The organism is Natrinema ejinorense, assembly GCF_002494345.1.
Taxonomy (GTDB): domain Archaea; phylum Halobacteriota; class Halobacteria; order Halobacteriales; family Natrialbaceae; genus Natrinema; species Natrinema longum.
Window position 1 is genome coordinate 2251925 of sequence record NZ_NXNI01000001.1, and the last position, 16245, is coordinate 2268169.

General features: G+C 65.7%; 18 protein-coding genes. 9 read left to right on the plus strand and 9 right to left on the minus strand.

All coding sequences use genetic code 11. From position 1 onward, the window contains the following. Window positions 1–183 precede the first annotated feature (183 nt). From CP557_RS11285 to CP557_RS11310, 6 genes are all read left to right on the plus strand, one after another. The gene (locus CP557_RS11285; RefSeq protein WP_097379998.1) at window positions 184–882 is read left to right on the plus strand and encodes an SCO family protein; all 699 of its coding nucleotides are present in this window, start codon (window positions 184–186) and stop codon (window positions 880–882) included. Next, window positions 883–1425 carry a TlpA family protein disulfide reductase gene (locus CP557_RS11290; protein ID WP_097379999.1) on the plus strand — a complete coding sequence of 181 codons (543 nt, stop codon included), beginning with the start codon at window positions 883–885 and terminating at the stop codon, window positions 1423–1425. A gap of 2 nt (window positions 1426–1427) precedes the next feature. Beyond that, a complete protein-coding gene (locus CP557_RS11295; RefSeq protein ID WP_097380000.1) occupies window positions 1428–2111 on the plus strand; it encodes a cytochrome c biogenesis CcdA family protein in 684 nt (227 codons plus the stop codon). A gap of 69 nt (window positions 2112–2180) precedes the next feature. Beyond that, complete coding sequence (locus CP557_RS11300) at window positions 2181–2603, plus strand: universal stress protein (RefSeq protein WP_097380001.1); 423 nt, start codon at window positions 2181–2183, stop codon at window positions 2601–2603. 109 nt (window positions 2604–2712) lie between these two features. Continuing rightward, window positions 2713–5907: a bacterio-opsin activator domain-containing protein gene (locus CP557_RS11305; protein ID WP_097380002.1), complete on the plus strand. Its 3195-nt coding sequence runs from the start codon at window positions 2713–2715 to the stop codon at window positions 5905–5907. A gap of 270 nt (window positions 5908–6177) precedes the next feature. Then, a complete protein-coding gene (locus tag CP557_RS11310) occupies window positions 6178–6954 on the plus strand; it encodes a helix-turn-helix domain-containing protein (protein WP_245852982.1) in 777 nt (258 codons plus the stop codon). Between the two features lie 302 nt (window positions 6955–7256). On the opposite strand, the gene CP557_RS11315 is transcribed toward CP557_RS11310, so the two are convergent. Beyond that, window positions 7257–7436: a DUF5786 family protein gene (locus tag CP557_RS11315; protein ID WP_097380004.1), complete on the minus strand. Its 180-nt coding sequence runs from the start codon at window positions 7434–7436 to the stop codon at window positions 7257–7259. Window positions 7437–8112: 676 nt separating this feature from the next. On the opposite strand from CP557_RS11315, the gene glmS reads away from it, so the two are divergent. Continuing rightward, a complete protein-coding gene (glmS, locus tag CP557_RS11320) occupies window positions 8113–9924 on the plus strand; it encodes a glutamine--fructose-6-phosphate transaminase (isomerizing) (RefSeq protein ID WP_097380005.1) in 1812 nt (603 codons plus the stop codon). A gap of 186 nt (window positions 9925–10110) precedes the next feature. Here the strand turns inward: glmS and CP557_RS22570 are convergent, their stop codons facing one another. Further along, window positions 10111–10281, minus strand: a complete 171-nt coding sequence (locus tag CP557_RS22570) for a DUF7576 family protein (protein ID WP_169924373.1) — start codon at window positions 10279–10281, stop codon at window positions 10111–10113. 130 nt (window positions 10282–10411) lie between these two features. Here CP557_RS22570 and CP557_RS11325 point away from each other — a divergent pair, with 130 nt between their 5' ends. Both CP557_RS11325 and CP557_RS11335 read left to right on the plus strand, forming a co-directional pair. Next, window positions 10412–11449, plus strand: coding sequence for a Gfo/Idh/MocA family protein (locus tag CP557_RS11325; RefSeq protein WP_097380006.1), 1038 nt, complete (start codon window positions 10412–10414; stop codon window positions 11447–11449). A 372-nt stretch (window positions 11450–11821) separates the two neighbouring features. Next, window positions 11822–12037, plus strand: coding sequence for a hypothetical protein (locus CP557_RS11335; protein WP_097380008.1), 216 nt, complete (start codon window positions 11822–11824; stop codon window positions 12035–12037). A gap of 109 nt (window positions 12038–12146) precedes the next feature. On the opposite strand, the gene gvpM is transcribed toward CP557_RS11335, so the two are convergent. The 7 genes from gvpM to gvpF all read right to left on the minus strand — a co-directional run bounded on the left by gvpM (window position 12147) and on the right by gvpF (window position 16244). Further along, a complete protein-coding gene (gene gvpM / locus CP557_RS11340; RefSeq protein WP_097380009.1) occupies window positions 12147–12470 on the minus strand; it encodes a gas vesicle protein GvpM in 324 nt (107 codons plus the stop codon). Beyond that, window positions 12467–13411 carry a gas vesicle protein GvpL gene (gene gvpL, locus CP557_RS11345; protein ID WP_097380010.1) on the minus strand — a complete coding sequence of 315 codons (945 nt, stop codon included), beginning with the start codon at window positions 13409–13411 and terminating at the stop codon, window positions 12467–12469. The genes gvpM and gvpL overlap by 4 nt, the downstream gene beginning before the upstream one ends. After that, window positions 13408–13752 carry a gas vesicle protein K gene (locus CP557_RS11350; RefSeq protein WP_097380011.1) on the minus strand — a complete coding sequence of 115 codons (345 nt, stop codon included), beginning with the start codon at window positions 13750–13752 and terminating at the stop codon, window positions 13408–13410. Before CP557_RS11350 ends, gvpL begins: the two co-directional genes overlap by 4 nt. Further along, entirely contained in the window at window positions 13749–14369 is a 621-nt protein-coding gene (gene gvpJ / locus CP557_RS11355) for a gas vesicle protein GvpJ (protein ID WP_097380012.1), read from the minus strand. The genes CP557_RS11350 and gvpJ overlap by 4 nt, the downstream gene beginning before the upstream one ends. A gap of 104 nt (window positions 14370–14473) precedes the next feature. After that, window positions 14474–15388, minus strand: a complete 915-nt coding sequence (locus CP557_RS11360) for a hypothetical protein (protein WP_097380013.1) — start codon at window positions 15386–15388, stop codon at window positions 14474–14476. Continuing rightward, window positions 15385–15990: an Hsp20/alpha crystallin family protein gene (locus tag CP557_RS11365; protein ID WP_097380014.1), complete on the minus strand. Its 606-nt coding sequence runs from the start codon at window positions 15988–15990 to the stop codon at window positions 15385–15387. Before CP557_RS11365 ends, CP557_RS11360 begins: the two co-directional genes overlap by 4 nt. Next, window positions 15990–16244, minus strand: coding sequence for a gas vesicle protein GvpF (gene gvpF / locus CP557_RS11370; RefSeq protein WP_097380015.1), 255 nt, complete (start codon window positions 16242–16244; stop codon window positions 15990–15992). Before gvpF ends, CP557_RS11365 begins: the two co-directional genes overlap by 1 nt. Window position 16245: the final 1 nt, after the last annotated feature.

Genomic DNA, 16245 nt, shown 5'->3' on the forward strand with positions numbered 1-16245 from the left:
CACGGTGTGCTCCACCGTGTCCATCCGGCCAGCAGTTACCGGGATCCGTTCGACCAGCGGTCGTCGACTCCATCCGGACGGTCGTCAGCGTCAGCCCGCCAGCAGTCCGTTGGTTTCGGTATACCGTCCGTCTTCGTGAACCGAACCAACGAACCTTTGATCGGTGGTTCCTACGATTTATACATGGACCGGCGGACATACCTCGGCTCGGCTGGTGTTGCAGGACTCACAAGCGTCGCCGGCTGCCTCGGCGGAGCGCTCAAGAGCATCAGGGGTGACGACGACACCGTGCTCGGACCGCCAGAGACGGACCTAAGCGAGGCGACGCATCCGAGCTACGGCGACGAATACCCGGCAGTCAGCGTGCCGGATCCCCTGTCTGGTGAGACGATCTCGACCGATCAGTTCGAGGGAGACCGTACGGTGTTGATGACCTTTCTCTATACCAACTGTCCCGACGGGATGTGTCCCGCATTGACGCTCCGATTGCGACGGGCACAGGAGGTCGCCGCCGAGAAGGGGTACGGTGACGAAGCCGCGTTCCTCGCGATGACGTTCGATCCAGAGCGCGATACCGCGGAGACGCTGCGTACCTTCGGCGAAGAACGAAGCGTCGATCTCGACGCCGGGAACTGGCACTTCCTGCGGCCCGAACGGTACGAAGAGGCACAATCGATCATTAGTGACACGTACGGACTGCCGGAGGGAAGCCTCGAGAAGCAGTACGACACCGAATACGAGCAACTCGAGTACACGTTCCCGCATCTCCCCTACATTTTCCTCGTGAACGAAAAGGGGATCGTCGAACGGGTATACGTCAGAGGACACACCGTGGACATCTCACGGCTCGTCGACGACTTCGAAACGGTGGTGACGGGGTAGATGCGCAGGCGGGATCTCCTCGCTGGCGTCGGCAGCCTGGCCGTGATCGGGGGCGCAGGCGCGGTGGCGATACAGGGGATGCCGTCGTTCCTCGGGAAGCCAACTGTCGATCCCTACACCATCGAGACGATCGACGCACGGGGCAGCGAGGCCGGCGAGGTACGCGTCCCGGCGACCGACCGCCCGACGTTCGTCGATTTCTTCGGGACGTGGTGTGCTCCCTGTGCCAAGCAGATGCCCGCCCTCGTCGAGGCCCACGAGCGTCTCGGCGACGACGTATTGTTCATGTCGGTCACGAACGAGAACGTCGGGGGGTCGGTGACGGAAGCCGAGGTCGCCGACTGGTGGGCCGACCACGACGGGAACTGGACAGTCGGCATCGATCCGACCGCCGAACTGAGCGCCGAGTACTCCATCGGCGGGGTCCCCTACGCCGTCGCGATCGACGCGGACGGACGCATCCAGTGGTCGGAGGGCGGGCGGAAGTCCGCTGACGAACTCGTCGACGGCATCGAACGGGCCCTCGAGGCCGAGGCGGAGTAAGAATGGTCGATGCTCCGCTCGCGGCGACGATCACGTTCGGACTGATATCCGGGGTTGGGACGTTTTTCTCCCCGTGCTCGTATCCCCTCCTGCCGGGGTACGTCGGCTTTTACGTCAGTCAGACCGACGGTGAGCAGGCGTCACTCGGCGGTGCATTGAGTCGGGGACTGGTCGCCGGTATCGGCGGCCTCGTCACGCTCGCCGTGCTGCTCGGAGCGACGTTCTGGGTCGGCTACTCGACGCTATCGAACATCACGTGGTTCGAAGTGATCGCCGGAGTCGCCCTGATCGCCTTCGGTCTGCTACTCGTCTTCGATCGCGCTCCATCGCCGTCGATCGCGCTCCCCAAACGCCGTTCAAGCGTGCTCGGCTTTGGCGTGTTCGGCGTCGGCTACGCCCTGGCGGCGGCGGGCTGTGTCGCACCGGTGTTCTTCGGCGTCGTCACCCGTGCGCTCTCCTTGCCGACGACCGCAGCGGCGATCCTCCTCGCGACGTACGTCGGGAGTTTCGTCGTGCTCATGGTCTCGTTGACCGTCGCAACGGGGATGGGACTGAGCGCCGGTGCCAGCCGGATTGCGGCCTATACGGGACAGCTCAAACGCCTCGCGGGCGCGGTCATGATAGTTGCCGGGATCGGTCAACTCTATCTCGCTATCGTCGTTCTCGAGGTACTTCGATTGGGCTGACCGGGCCACCCGGCAGGCAACGGCAGGTCCGGGAGCTATCCCGTCGTCTCCCGAACGGGTGTGCAAACGATGTATCAGGATTTGCTGCTCGCGACTGACGGGAGCGACGCCGCTCGTCGAGCGACCGATCACGGTATCGAACTCGCGGGGGAACTCGAGGCGACCCTGCACGTGCTGTCGGTTTCCGAAGCGGGCCCCCAAGCGACCGAGAAACAGGACCGACTCCGGTCGGAGCCCGACGACGAAGCCGTCTCGGCCGCCGAGAGCGCCAGAGAGGCGGCGGGTCGGGAGGGCGTCGACGTGACGACGGATATCCGCCAGGGCGTTCCCCAGGAGCAGATCGTCGACTACGCGGAGACGAACCCGATCGACATGGTCATCGTCGGAACGGCCGGCCGATCCGGCCTCGACCATCTGATCTCGGGCAGCGTCGCTGAGGAGATCGTCCGGAACGCGCCGGTTCCCGTCCTCACCGTTCGCGAACGGACCTGATGGACCAGAGCGCTCGTCCCGTCCCACGCCGAGACGCCACATCGGTGGCTCGGACGCCGAATCCTGCGGTCGGCGCGGAGGCGAGACCGATACCCAGCGTCCCGATCCGATGAGCGACAGCACCGCAACCGTCCTCGGGGATGTCTCGTGCGTGCTGGTCGTCGGCGACTCCCAACCAGCCGACGACGCGATGGCAGCGCTCGCGACACGGTTCGACCGCGTCTCGCTCCTCAGGGAGCGAACGCTCGAGGGAGCGCTCGAGCGACTCGACGACCGAGACGTTCACTGTCTCGTCTGTCCGTTCCCAGTCGCCGACGGATCGGCAGCGTCCGATTCGATGCTGGCGGCGCTCGCTGCCCGAACCGACGAGCGGCCGATACTCGCCGTGGTCGACGACGAGAACGCCGACCGGGCGCTCGAGGCCGGGGCGACCGACGTCGTCGATCGGGACGCATCGGCGGCGGTACTGACCGCCCGCGTCAGAACCGCTGCCCAGCGGGAACGGTACCGTCTGGCCGCGGCGAACGCGGACCGACAGCCCGGGTCGATCCTCGAGCACGCCACGGCCGTGGTCTGGGTCCTCGATGCCGACGGCGACATCGAGTACGCGAGCCCGGCCGTCGAATCGCGGATGGGGTACACCCCGACGGAACTCGAGCGGACGGCGATGAGCCGGCTCGTCCACCCGGACGACCGCGAGACGGCCCGCGAGACGCGTGCGTCCGTCGCCGCCGCCCCGCTCGGGACGACCGAGCGCGTGACCGTCCGACTGGGCCACGGCGACGGGAGCTGGTACGTCTCGGAGCTCACCTATACCAACCGACTCGCGGACCCGTCCGTCGAGGGGATCGTCGTCACCCGGACCGGCGTTTCGGGGTCCGAGTCGGATACTCCCGCTCGAGACGGGGTCGACCGGCTCGCAGATGCGGTCATCGCGGTCGGCCCGCGGGGGGAAGTGCAGTACGCAAACGAGGCGGCAGAACAGTTGTTTTCCGACGATCGAGGGAATGGCGACCGTTCGAGCGGGGCGATCGTCTGGGATCGCTTCCCGGCGGAGTTCGGCGAAACGGTCGCCGACCGGATCCACGAGGCGCAGGCGACGGACTCCGTCGTCGAGTTCGAGACGACCGTTCCCGAACTCGAGGGAGCGCTCTCCGTCTCCGTCCATCCCGGCGACGACGGCGTCACGCTCACTGCGAGACAGCGACCGGCTGCCGATCGCTCGACGGACCGGGATCGCCTCGCGCTCTACGAATCCATCGTCGACGCGTTGGACGACGGCATCGCCGTCCTCGAGGGGGAGACGATCCGACTGGCGAACCCCGCCTTGCTGGCACTCGCCGAGACGGACGCACTCGCCGGTCGGGGCCTCGAGGCGGTGTTCGACGAGGATCTCGCGGCGGCGGTTCGCGAACGGGCACGGTCGCCGGTCGTCAGATGGGTCGAACCCGCGACGGGTGAACTCGCGACCGACGCGAGCCGCCCGGTCGACGTGTTCGTCGCGCCGTTGTCGGCTCCCGATCGAACGCTCTGTCTCGTCCGCGACAGACGCGGCTCTCGTGGTGCCGCGCTGTCGACGCTCCAGGAAACGGTCGCGACGCTTCGTCGTGTGGACACGCCGACCCCCGTTCGGGAGCGCGTCGCCAGCGCCATCCGTGAGTGTGTCGATGCCGATGCCGCCATCTGGTTTCTCGTCGACGACGGCCGCCTTCGCCCCGCGACAGTTACGACGGCGACGGACGGACGGTCGGCCAGCGGCCGGACATCGTTCGATCCGCCCCCGATCGATATCGACGACACCCCACTGGCAACCGCCCTCGAGAGCGAGGAGCCGACCGTTTACGAGCGGACGGCCCTCGAGGACGTGCTCGCTCGGACGGGCCTCCGTGCCGAACGACTCCTGGTCGTCCCGGTCGCGGACCGAGGCATCGTCGTCGCGACCAGTGAAGAACCGATGGCGTTCGACGGGATCGATTTGGGGCCAGTGGAGACGCTGTCGGACGCGGCGGCGATGGCCCTCGAGGGCCTCGAACACGCCGCGGCCCGCAGAACGTGTCGACAGGAGGTCGATCGACTTCGGACGACCGTCGCGCGGACCCAGCGAGCGTGGGAGACGATGCGATCGCTGCTGAACGCACCCACGCGTGATGCGGTCGAAAAACGGCTTTGCGAGGGAATCGTCTCGTTGACCCCGTCCGAATCGGCCGCCGGAATCGACCTCGCGTGGGTCGGTCGGGTGGACGACGGGCGCGAGCGGATCGTTCCCCAGACGTGGGCCGGTCGCGACGGAGACGTCCTCGAGTCGGTGACACTGCCGCTGGAACGTGGCGACTTCCCGGCCGGAAACGCGGCGGCGACCGGCGAGCCGGTCGTTCTCGACCGTCTCGATACGGACAATGCCATCGGCAACGACGGCACGGACGAGGCGCATGCGTGGCGAGAGCGCCTCCTGGATCGGGGGTTTCGCTCCGCACTGAGCGTCCCGCTCGAGTCGGGCGAGTTCCGATACGGCACGCTCACGGCGTACGCGGAGGAGCCAGCCGCGTTCGACGACGCGATCCGACGAGCCTGCGAACGCCTCGCGTCGATCGCCGGCGAGTCGATCGGCGCGATCGAGCGGAGAGATGCGCTCCTCGCCGATCGGGTCACCGAACTCGAGGTCGTCGTTCGGGACGGTGCCTCGGAGCCGCTTTCGTCGATCGCCCATCGGCTCGGCCGCCCCATCGAGTTCCGCGCCGTGATCCCCCGCTCGTCCGGTGGGTCGACGGTGTTTTGCTCGGTTCCGGGCGATGCGGACGCGGTTCAGGTGCCGATCGCGTCGGTGGCCGCGGTCGATTCGGTCTCGGTCGTCGGCGACGGGAACGGCGAGACCGTCCTCGAGATCGGGCTCCGCGAGTCCGACGACCCGCCAATCGGGCGGACGATCGCGGACAACGGTGGCGTCCTCCGATCGCTGACCCCCGTCGACGATCGGAGCAGACTCGAGATCGACCTCGGGAATCCGATCGACGTCCGGTCGTTTCTGCGGGCACTCGAGAACGTCCATTCGGAAACGGAGCTGGTCGCCCGACGAGACCGGGATCGGTCGCCGCGAACGGCGCGCTCGTTCGCCGACCCGATCGCGGCGCTGTCGGAGCGACAACGGCGGACGCTCGAGGCGGCCTACTATAGCGGCTTCTTCGAGTGGCCCCGCGAGCATACCGGCGAGGAGGTCGCCGACTCCCTCGGTATCTCACAGCCGACGTTCAGCCGCCATCTCCGAGTCGCCCAACGAAAGCTATTCGAGTCGTTGTTCGACGAGTGACTCGAAGAGCGAGCCGGTCGGCTCTCCGACCTGCCAGCACCGGCCAGTAGCACGGATTAACCTCGACTCGTCCCGGGGAAATCATGCCTTTCCGCCCCGGCAACCGGCGACGCCGAACGGCCGGATGAATATGTATTGGCAGCGATTCCAGCTCGGGTTGGGTGTATAGCGTCTACAATCATCACCGCGGCTCCTAATATGGCATTCAATGAGCGCGTTCGAGGTAAGTGACGATTACGGCGGCCATCTCCCCGGATGGCGGATGGACCCGTGAGTATCGATATCGCCGATACCGAGGACGTCGCCGAGACCGGGGATGTGACCGAAGACATCGGTGCCGCTGAGAGCGCCACCGACACCGCAGCGCCAGCCGAGAACGACCAGCCCGGAGTCCCATCGACGGCAGACGGTGGCATCGTCGCCCAACTTCGCCTCGAGCATCCGAACCTGTTCTTGGGTCCGACGCTCCGAAACGCTCCGGCCGTTACCGTCCAGCCCGACTACTGGACGACCGTCGAACCGGACCGAACGCTCGTGTTCGTCACCGTGTATGGCTCCGCGTTCGAGGCGTTCGAAACCGCCCTCGGGACGGACCCGACCGTCGCCGATCCGGTTCTCGTGGATCGCTACCCGGACAGACGGGTCTACCGCGTCGAGCGCACCGACCGTGCGCTCCCGTTTACCGCCAAAACCGCCGCGGTCGGCGGCCGAGTGCTCGAGTACTCGAGCACTCGGGACGGCTGGCTCGTCCAGCTTCGGTTCCCCGACCGGGACCGTCTCGTCGCGTTCAACGACTACTGTCGAGACATCGATATTTCGGTCACTGTCGACCACCTTCGCGTCTCCGACGAGGAAGACGACGGCGTCGTCGCCCTCACCGACAAACAACAGGAGCTACTCGCGGTCGCCCACGAGGAAGGGTATTTCGATGTCCCGCGCGGTATTTCCCAGGACGAACTCGCGGATCGACTCGACGTCTCGAAGTCGGCCGTCTCCCAGCGGCTACGACGGGCGATCGGTGAACTCTGTGCCGCAAAACTCACCTAGTGGCGGTCCACGCCTCCACTGGGCCGAATCCGGCGGCGTGATCCGAGTCGACCCTGCAGCCGACGGGTGGAGCGGTGCTAGGGCCCCATACCTTGCTTATCGCGTCGAACCGACGTTTCCTGCCGATTAGCCGACATCTCTTTGTAGGTTCGATCGGGTAGCAACGGGCGTTCCGGGGAAGATGCCACCCGGTGAGCCCGTGACGTTCGTTCGCCGGAGCCGTATCGGTCGATACGTGTCGAGTCGACGCGAGAAAAGGCAAATCGACGGGACCGTTCCGGACAGCGACGGACTGCGGTGGTTTACTCTTCGTCGTCGCTTTTCATCGACCCGAGCTGGTCGACCAGCTCGTCCGTCGAGACGTCGGACTCGAACGACATTTCGCCGTGATGATCGTTTTCGTGGACGTTAACGGCTTCGACGTCCTCGTCGTCGGTCGTCTGCTCTTTTTGTTCGGATTCGTCGTAGCTACCAAAACCCATACCCGTACGTCCCGCGCCACTGCAAAAGGTGTGCCGGTTTGGTCCATCTCCGTCGCTCGTTCCCGGTCGACACGCGACGATTCCGTGACGGGACACGGTCGACTCGAGGACCGCCGGTAACCGTTCCGAACGGCCTCCCGTTCCCGTCTCTGTCCGTGCGAGAGCGGTGAGTTGGACCTTCGCCTGGAAACTGCGTACTCGCGTCCGGCAATCACCCGCTCGTATCCGACAGTATCGGCCCCGGTCGGTGCCGACTAGTCGCGTTCGTACCGATCGGGAATCAGCTGTTCGTTTGGCATACGTTTCAACTGATGGCAACAACCGACCAAAAAGCGCAACGGGAACGGGTCTCATCGAACAGTCGTTGGAAATTACGGATCGTCGCGGAGTTCGACCACGACGGTCGTCCGCGGCGAGACCGTCAGTCAGCGCCGGGGTACCCGGAGACTACGCGATTCAGTAGTCCGTCTATAGTAATGGGTTCGGGAGGGTTGAACTCCGTGTATGGCTGCGTACTCCCCATCGTTTCGACCGATCGCCGGGGATCGGCAGGCGACGACGCCGTCCCTCCGATCACGTTCTAAGCATCGTCGCGTCGACGAAGCGTCGACTGGAATCGATACCGTGTCCGGGCCACACGACCACACCGAACGGCCCGACGGTCGGTGAGTAACCGATGTGTGGCATCATCGGCCGCGTCGGCGACGGCAACGCCCTCGAGCCGTTGTTGCGGGGACTGGAAAACCTCGAGTATCGCGGCTACGATTCGGCGGGCGTCGCCGTCCAGAACGGGACCGGCATCAACGTCGAAAAACGATCCGGGAAGGTCGAGGAACTGAAGGAGTCGATCGGCGAACCCCTCCAGGGTGACGTCGGGATCGGGCATACCCGCTGGAGTACCCACGGCCCGCCGACCGACGCAAATGCCCATCCCCACACGGACGAAAGCGAGGACGTCGCGGTCGTCCACAACGGGATCGTCGAGAACTACGCCGAACTCAGGGAGCGGCTGGCGGCCAACGGCTACGAGTTCACGAGCGACACCGACACCGAAGTCATTCCGCATCTCGTACAGTACTATCTCGACGCGGGCTTCGACAGCGAGCGGGCGTTCCGACAGGCGATCGACGAACTCGAGGGCAGCTACGCCGTCACCGCGATGGTCTCCGGCGAGCACGTCCTCTACGCGGCCCGTCAGGGCTCGCCGCTCGTCGTCGGAATCGAGGACGGCGAGTACTTCCTCGCGAGCGACGTGCCGGCCTTCCTCGAGTACACCGACAACGTGGTGTATCTCGAGGACGGGGACGTCGTCATCGTCGACGAGGACGGCGTCGAGTTCACTGATCTCGACGGCGATCCGATCACGCGCACGACGGAGACGGTCGACTGGGACCCCGAACAGGCGGGGAAAGGCGAGTACGACCACTTCATGCTCAAGGAGATCACCGAGCAGCCGACCGCGCTGGCGCAGGCGATCGAGGGACGGATCGATCCCACGAGCGGCCGGATCGGACTGTCCGCGTTCGAACCGGGCAGCTTCGAAGCGATCGACAGCGTCCAGTTCGTCGCCTGCGGGACCTCCTATCACGCCGCGCTGTACGGCTCGCTCGCGTTGAACCAGGCGGGCGTGCAGGCGACCGCCTTGCTGGCGAACGAGTACAGCGTCGCCGCGCCCCCGGTCGACGAGACGACGCTGGTGATCGCAGTCACGCAAAGCGGCGAGACGGCCGACACCCTCAACGCACTCCGGCAAGCCACTGCCGAGGGTGCTCGCACGCTCACCGTGACCAACGTCGTCGGCTCGACGGCCGCCCGCGAGGCCGACGACGCGCTCTTCATCCGCGCGGGACCGGAGATCGGTGTCGCTGCGACGAAGACGTTCTCCTCACAGGCGGTCATACTCACCTTGCTCGGTCACCGCATCGCCACCGACCTCCGCGGGGAGCCGTCGGCCGACCTCGAGTCGTTGCTGCCGGCACTGGAGTCGATGCCGAGTCGGATCCACGAGTTGCTCGAGCACTCCGACGCCGAAGCGATCGCCGAGCAGTACAGGGACAGCCGGTCGTACTTCTTCATCGGACGGGGCCTGGGCTACCCCGTGGCGCTCGAGGGGGCACTGAAGTTCAAGGAGATCACCTACGAACACGCCGAAGGGTTCGCCGCGGGTGAGCTCAAACACGGCCCGTTGGCCCTGGTGACTCCCGAGACACCGGTGTTCGCGATCTTTACCGGCCAGGAAGACGAGAAGACGCTGAAGAACGCGGAGGAAGCCCGGACCCGTGGCGCACCCGTCATCGCGGTCTGTCCCGACGGCCATCCGGCCGTCGAAGCCGCCGACGAGCACCTGTCGATCCCGGAAACCGATTCCGACCTCGCCGGTCTGTTCGCGAACGTCCAGCTCCAGTTGCTCTCCTATTACGCCGCCGACCTCCTCGATCGCCCGATCGACAAACCGCGAAACCTCGCCAAGAGCGTCACCGTCGAGTGACGCCGGGTTCACCGTCCGTTCCAGCGCGGTCGACCTCGAGTCGTCCCGGGGCCACCGAAACTGTCGGCTCGATTCGTTTTCGTGGGCACCCCTGGCAGTCGCCGTCGCCGCGGGTGCAGCCGAGTCCGGTCGCCCCCAGTACCTCGCGAGACGCTCTCCGGGGCACACGCCTCTCTCGCGTGCCGCTCAGACAGTGTTCGAGGACTCCCACTGTTCGCGACACTCGTCGGTACAGAAGTGTCGATACACGGTCGTTCCGTCCTCGACGGTCGTGATGACGCGCTGTTCGGAAGACGGTCCTACGGGGTTGCCACACTGTCGACACGCTGGTGAGTCCTCGTCGGTCGAGTCAGTCATCGGTTGACAGGTAGAACGAGACCCACTTGAACGAATCCATTGCGGCGGATTCGGCCAGGCCGGGCGAAGTTGTTCGTGCTTGCCTCTGACGGCCTCCAGAAGGACGGTACTCGAGTCCGTAGCATGTGGTATGAGCCACGGGACAGCACGCCCCCCGATTCGTCTCGGCATCGTCGGACTCGGCTACATCGGGACGACCGTCGGCAGCCAGTTCTACCACCATCCGAACGCAACCGTCGAGGCGATTTGCGATCTCGATACTGACCGTCTCGAGGGAGTCGGCCGAACCCTCGGCGTCCCCGACGACCGCCAGTACGCCGACTATACAGCGATGCTCGAGGACGCGTCGGTCGACGCGGTCCTCGTCGGGACACCACACACCCTGCATTACGATCAGGTCGTCGCCGCCCTGGATCGGGGCGTCCACGTCTACTGTGACAAGCCGTTGACGACCGATCTCGAGCGCGCCCGCGATCTCGCCCAGCGGGCCGAGCGGACCGAGCTGACGGTGATGGTCGGCTATCAGCGACACCTGCAAGCCGCGTTTCGGACGGCCCGTGAGCGGTTCCTCGAACACGAGCCACAGTGGCTGACCGCGTCGATCACACAGGACTGGATCGACGACTCGCGGGGAACGTGGCGGCTCGAGCCGGAGCTGTCGGGCGGGGGGTTCCTGTACGACACGGGGAGTCACGTCCTCGACGGCGTCCTCTGGACGACCGGCCTCGAGCCGGCGTCCGTCGCCGCGAGCATGGACTTTCACGACGACGACGGGCGGATCGACCGTCGTGCCCACCTCGACGTCGAGTTTACGAACGGCGCGACCGGCACGTTCTCGTTTCACGGTGACGTGCCGTCGGTCCGTGAACACGTCCACCTGTGGGACCAGCAGGGAGCGGTCTATCTCGAGGGTGTCCAGTGGGGGTCTCGAACCGTCCTCGAGATCGATTCCGACGCCGGCGAGTACGCTCCGTATATCGATCCCCACGGCGAGCCGTCCCGCGCCGACGCCTTCCTCGAGAGCGTCAGGGAGGGAACCGAACCGCCGGCGACGGTCCGCGACGCCCTCCGGGTGACGGCACTGACCGAAGCGGCATACGAGGCAGCGAGGACGGGAAAGCGGATCAGCATCGATTCGCTGGACTCGTCGGTCACGGACGGTGACTGAGGGTGCCGGCCACGAACCGATCGACGCCACCGTCCCAGGGCGATCGCACCGCCCCCGTTCCCCTGCCGCCGCAACTGGCAGGTTCCGTGGTCGTGTTCGCCAGTACGAGCGCGGGTCTAACAACGTATTTCGTCGAGAAAAATCGTTTTTCGTTACGGAAACGCGTCGTCGAATCGTCGTCGTCGATACCGACGAAGTCGTGCGATTATGACGTTATTACTCGCGAGGTTTCGGGCTCGAGCCGCCGAGGATCGCCTCCGGACCCGCCGATCGGCAGCGAAGCGATCGACGTCCCGGTAAGACAGTGATAGTCTCCCGTCCCTTTCGGTTACAAGCCGGATAACTACAACCGGTGACGGCTATCGAACGGGTATGATCACCTGCACTAACTGCGAGACCCCTCAGTTCTTGCAGATCACGCAGAGTCGCGTCTACTTCGAGGACGGCGAGATGATCAACGAGATCTCCGAGACCTACGAGTGTACCCTCTGTGGGGCGACCGGACAGTACGTCTACGACGACGACAGCGACGAGGAGACCGTCACCGGCGACGTCGAACGGACGACGGAACGGCCGAAGTACGCCTGACGGTCGGCCCCCGTTCGGGGGCGCAGTCGACCCGTTCGCTCTCCCGGATCGAAGACAGGTGTGATTCTCGCCGTTCGGTCTCCCTTCCGTTCTCCGCTCGAGTTCTCCGTCAGTTCTCCGATTCGTCGCTCTCTTCGACACCGTCGTGAGTACTGCCGATACCGAGCTCGGTCAGTTCGTCGAATTCCCCGTTCTGCTCGCGGTCGTCGTTCTGACGGCGGCTTATACCCGCTAGTCGTCGAGTGGTGTCCCACTCCTCGAAGATACCGTACTCGTTCATCGTCTCCATGCCGGCGATCGCCGCCGTGAGTTTGATTCCCAGCAGCGGGATGTCGGCAACTGAGACGATGACGTCCGCTCGGAGGATCGCACCGTCCCTGAGCAGCACGTCGATCACGTCGACGAACGATTCGTCGTCCCGTCGCGGTCTCATGGGTGTGGGTTCGCATCGTCCGCGGCGGGTGCGTTTCCGTCGCTATCACTGCCCAGTTCTGGCGCGAACGTGTACGGCGGCCACGGGCCGGTGAACCTGACCTCGAGTCCCTCGTTCGCGGCCACGTCGTCGAGTATCGAGCCGACCGCCCCCTCGTCGTCCTCGTGAGCTAACAGCGTGAGCCGTGAGAGGGTCTCGCCGTCGTCGGCGCCGTCAGTTTCCGAACCGCTGCCGGCTACGTCGTTCGAGAGTTTCGCACTCGGTGACCGCTCGAGCGCGTGGACTTCGCGCGCCTCGGTGGCCAACCGCCGTTCGAGGTCCGCGGTCAGCGACTCCCGTCGAGCAGCCCGGAGTTCCGTCAACCGCTGTTCGAACTGCTTTTCGAGCAGGAACGCGGTCCCCTCCTGGGAGTCGCCGATCTGCTCGTCGAGTTCGCGCAAGCGGTCGTCGCGTTCGATCAGCGCCTCGTCACTGATCGGGTTGACTTCGACGACCTCGACGCGATACTCCCAGTGGCCGGCGAGTCCGGAGAGCGCACGCTCGAGGGTATCCGACTCCTCGCGGAGCCACTCCCTGACCCGGTCGTCGTCCCCTCGGAGGATCGTATCGAACTGGAACGGGATCGGCGTGCCGAAGGCCTGTCCTGACTCGTCGACGACCGTCTGGTGACGAACGAGCCAGCGCCTGATCGTCGCGATGTCCGCCGAGTCGTAGATCCCGTCACAGGGGTGGACGACCGCACCGATACCGTCTTCGACGACGACCGAGACCGGTTCGCCGTCAACGCCCGTCGTCTCGAGGTCGGCGTCCTCGTCGGCCCGAACGATACAATAGAGGTAGCGCCCCTCGTCGATCGTCGGTGCCTCCGCCGGTTCGGCGGTCGCCTGCTCTTCGATCGCCTCGGCGCGTCCGGTGGGGGTATCGGATTCGCCGTCGCTCATTTGTCGTCACCTCCGAACACCGAATACCCGGGTCGGCGAGCGGCCGTCGGTTCGCCGTGAAGCCCTTCGATCGCGTCGTTGACCAGCCCGTCGAGGTCGCCTCGGAGGTCGTCGACGCCGTTTTCGATCCCCTCGTCTTGCTTGAGCCGTTCGATCTCGGCCTCGATCGTCGCGAGTTGCTCCCCGAGGCGCTCGACCTCTTCGTCGGTGAGGTTTCCCGACTCCATGCGGCGAACCGCCTCCCGCTCGAGTGCTTCGATCAGGATCTCGACGACGGTAACGATCAGCGTCATCAGCCCATCCCGTGCGTCCTCGCCGTCGCCGACGTCGATCGCCGTCACGACTCCTCGTCCTCCGATTCCGCCGCCGCTTCCGGAGCTCCCTCGCTGGTCTCGGACTCGTCGGGCGATTCCGCCCCGTCGTCGCTCGAGTCGGTCTCCGACCCCACCTCGTCACCCGATTCCGCGTCGGCCCCCGAATCGTCACTGAGTAGATCGAAGCCGCCGCTGGTGGGACGGTCCGGATTCGGTCTGGTACCGAGGTGCTTGCTCGCCCGTTTCTCGTCGTCGACGGCCGAATCACGCCCGCTGGACTCCGTCGAACCGTCGTCGCTCTCGCTCGCGTCACTCCGCTCACGAGCCGTCTCCGACTCGTCCGCCGTGACGTTGACGCCTCTCGTCGGGTCGATCACCGGGTTCGGCCGATCAATTTCGGCGAGTTCGGGATCCCCGGCTGCTTCGGCGACCCGGCGCATGTCCGTCCCCTCGGGGAACTCGAGGCCGTACTTCGCCGCCGTCTCGAAGGAGGCGATCGCGGCCCGAACCTGGACGCCGAGCAGTTGCGTGTCGCCGATCGAGACGGCGATGTCGGCGTTGATGACGATCCCCTTGTCCAGCAGCATTTCGACCACTTCCGCGAGGTCGGTCTTCTGGCGGCTGGGCTGGAAGTCATGTACCATCGCGCTCACCCCCGGTGTCGGGTACTCCTCGGTCCGAGTCGGTCGTCGGGCTCACCTCGCATCCGTGTACGTGTCGGTTCAGTAGATCGGTCATTGTTGGTAGCTCAGTCGTTTCGCCGCTGTCGTTCCCGCTCGAGTTCGAACCGACGGCCGTAGATCCGCGTTCGGCTGGGTGCCGTCGAGAGCTTGACATCCCGGGGGACCGTCGAGTAGCGGGCCCCGCCGCCGAGATCACGTCGGTCGGTAGGGATCGTCGACGACGCCGTCGGGTTCCGCGAGTTCGTGCTCGTGTCCTTGGTCCGCATCTTCTCGCGGTTGAACTCGTAGAGTCGCTCGAACGTTTCGTGGGTCTCGAGCAGGGCCGTCCGGAAGGCGTCGATTCCGCGCATCGCCTGCTGCTGGATGGCGACCTGATAGGCCTCCGGATCCTCGGCGACGTCGATGCCCCCCAGCGCCTCTTTGGCTGCGGAGCCGGCGTCCATTCCCGTGTCGAGGATGCCGTCCTCGTCGTCGCCGACCAGTCCGTCGCCGTCCTCGTCGCCGGTCGCGACGTCCGATACCGCGCCTTCGACCATCCCGGCGTCGTCGCCGTCCTCGAGGTCGTCCAGCGCGTCCTCGAGTTCGCCTTTCTCCTGCCAAACGTCGCCCAGGTCCGCGGCGTTCCAGGCGTTTAGCAGGTCGACCGCGTCGAACAGCTCCGTGAAGTCGACGAGATCGGTCACGCCCTCGTCCTCGTTCGCCAGCACGTCCGGGATCTCGCCGAGTTCGATCGCCTCGAGGAGTTCGTCCCCGTCGACCGCGTCCGGCAACTCGCTCAGATCCATCGCCTCGAGCAGTTCGACGGTCTCCTCGGCGACCCGTACGAGGGTCTCGACGTCGCCCACGACGGTCTCGAGGTTCTCGTCGTCGAGGTCGTCGATCGCCTCGCCCTCGCTGAGGGCCGTTTCGAGTCGTTCGAGGCTCTCTTCGGCGTCCTCGAGCAGTGCGTCGAACGTGTCCCCGGGCTCGGCGTCGCTCACGTTTCGTCCTCCGTGTTTTCGTCCGCCCCTGTTTTCGCCGTCTCGTCAGCGTCCTCGCTCTCGGCCGTCCTCGGCCTGACCAGGACGGTGAGCACGCCGTTTTTCATCATTGCCTCCGACGAGTTCTCTCGCCAGGGGATCTCGATGCGATCGAGTTCGCGCCCCTCGATGGCGATGACCAGCATCGAGTCGTCGAACCCGACCGTGACGTCGTCCGGATCGGCACCGGCGACATCCGCGGTGACGACCAGTTCGTCGTCGTAGCTCCGGGTTGATACGTTGTGATCGCTCGAGGAGCCCGACGATCGGATGCGGCGCGTTCGCGACCGATCGCCGTCACGGTCTCGTCTCTCCTCGCCACCGAACGGGTTGCTACCGAGTGGCGAGTCGTCCGCCGAGCGGTCGTCACCGGAGCGAATCGAGATGTCGTAATCGAAGATCGCCCGATCACCCCGCCGACGCCCCGAGGTCGATCCGCTCTCGAGCGATTCGAGCGCGGATAGCAGGCTCGAGAGCCAGTGCTCGTCGTCGATCCGACTGTCGTCGGATCGGTGGTCGTCGTCCGATTCGTCGCGGTCGTCCGGCGGAACCCTGTCGCTCATTATCGTTTTACCTCCACGCGGCCACTCGAGAGCCGCTCGTGGACGTCGCGGGCGGTTTCGAGCTCCGCCTCGAGTTCTTCCTTGCGGCGGCGATACTCCGCCTCGGAGCGTTCGCCGAGTTCGTACAACAGCTGGTTCTCCTTGAGGTCGTCCTCGAGGGCGTCCACGTCGTACAACTCGTCGAGCGCGATCGTGTGCAGCGCGTCGATGATACCGACGAACGGCCGAAACAGGAGGTCGTCGATGACGAACATG

Coding starts and splice junctions, on each gene's coding strand:
- CP557_RS11285 (WP_097379998.1), top strand. CDS start 184: ATGGACCGGCGGACATACCTCGGCTCGGCTGGTGTTGCAGGACTCACA.
- CP557_RS11290 (WP_097379999.1), top strand. CDS start 883: ATGCGCAGGCGGGATCTCCTCGCTGGCGTCGGCAGCCTGGCCGTGATC.
- CP557_RS11295 (WP_097380000.1), top strand. CDS start 1,428: ATGGTCGATGCTCCGCTCGCGGCGACGATCACGTTCGGACTGATATCC.
- CP557_RS11300 (WP_097380001.1), top strand. CDS start 2,181: ATGTATCAGGATTTGCTGCTCGCGACTGACGGGAGCGACGCCGCTCGT.
- CP557_RS11305 (WP_097380002.1), top strand. CDS start 2,713: ATGAGCGACAGCACCGCAACCGTCCTCGGGGATGTCTCGTGCGTGCTG.
- CP557_RS11315 (WP_097380004.1), bottom strand. CDS start 7,436: ATGGGTTTTGGTAGCTACGACGAATCCGAACAAAAAGAGCAGACGACC.
- glmS (WP_097380005.1), top strand. CDS start 8,113: ATGTGTGGCATCATCGGCCGCGTCGGCGACGGCAACGCCCTCGAGCCG.
- CP557_RS22570 (WP_169924373.1), bottom strand. CDS start 10,281: ATGACTGACTCGACCGACGAGGACTCACCAGCGTGTCGACAGTGTGGC.
- CP557_RS11325 (WP_097380006.1), top strand. CDS start 10,412: ATGAGCCACGGGACAGCACGCCCCCCGATTCGTCTCGGCATCGTCGGA.
- CP557_RS11335 (WP_097380008.1), top strand. CDS start 11,822: ATGATCACCTGCACTAACTGCGAGACCCCTCAGTTCTTGCAGATCACG.
- gvpM (WP_097380009.1), bottom strand. CDS start 12,470: ATGAGACCGCGACGGGACGACGAATCGTTCGTCGACGTGATCGACGTG.
- gvpL (WP_097380010.1), bottom strand. CDS start 13,411: ATGAGCGACGGCGAATCCGATACCCCCACCGGACGCGCCGAGGCGATC.
- gvpJ (WP_097380012.1), bottom strand. CDS start 14,369: ATGGTACATGACTTCCAGCCCAGCCGCCAGAAGACCGACCTCGCGGAA.
- CP557_RS11365 (WP_097380014.1), bottom strand. CDS start 15,990: ATGAGCGACAGGGTTCCGCCGGACGACCGCGACGAATCGGACGACGAC.
- gvpF (WP_097380015.1), bottom strand. CDS start 16,244: ATGTTCGTCATCGACGACCTCCTGTTTCGGCCGTTCGTCGGTATCATC.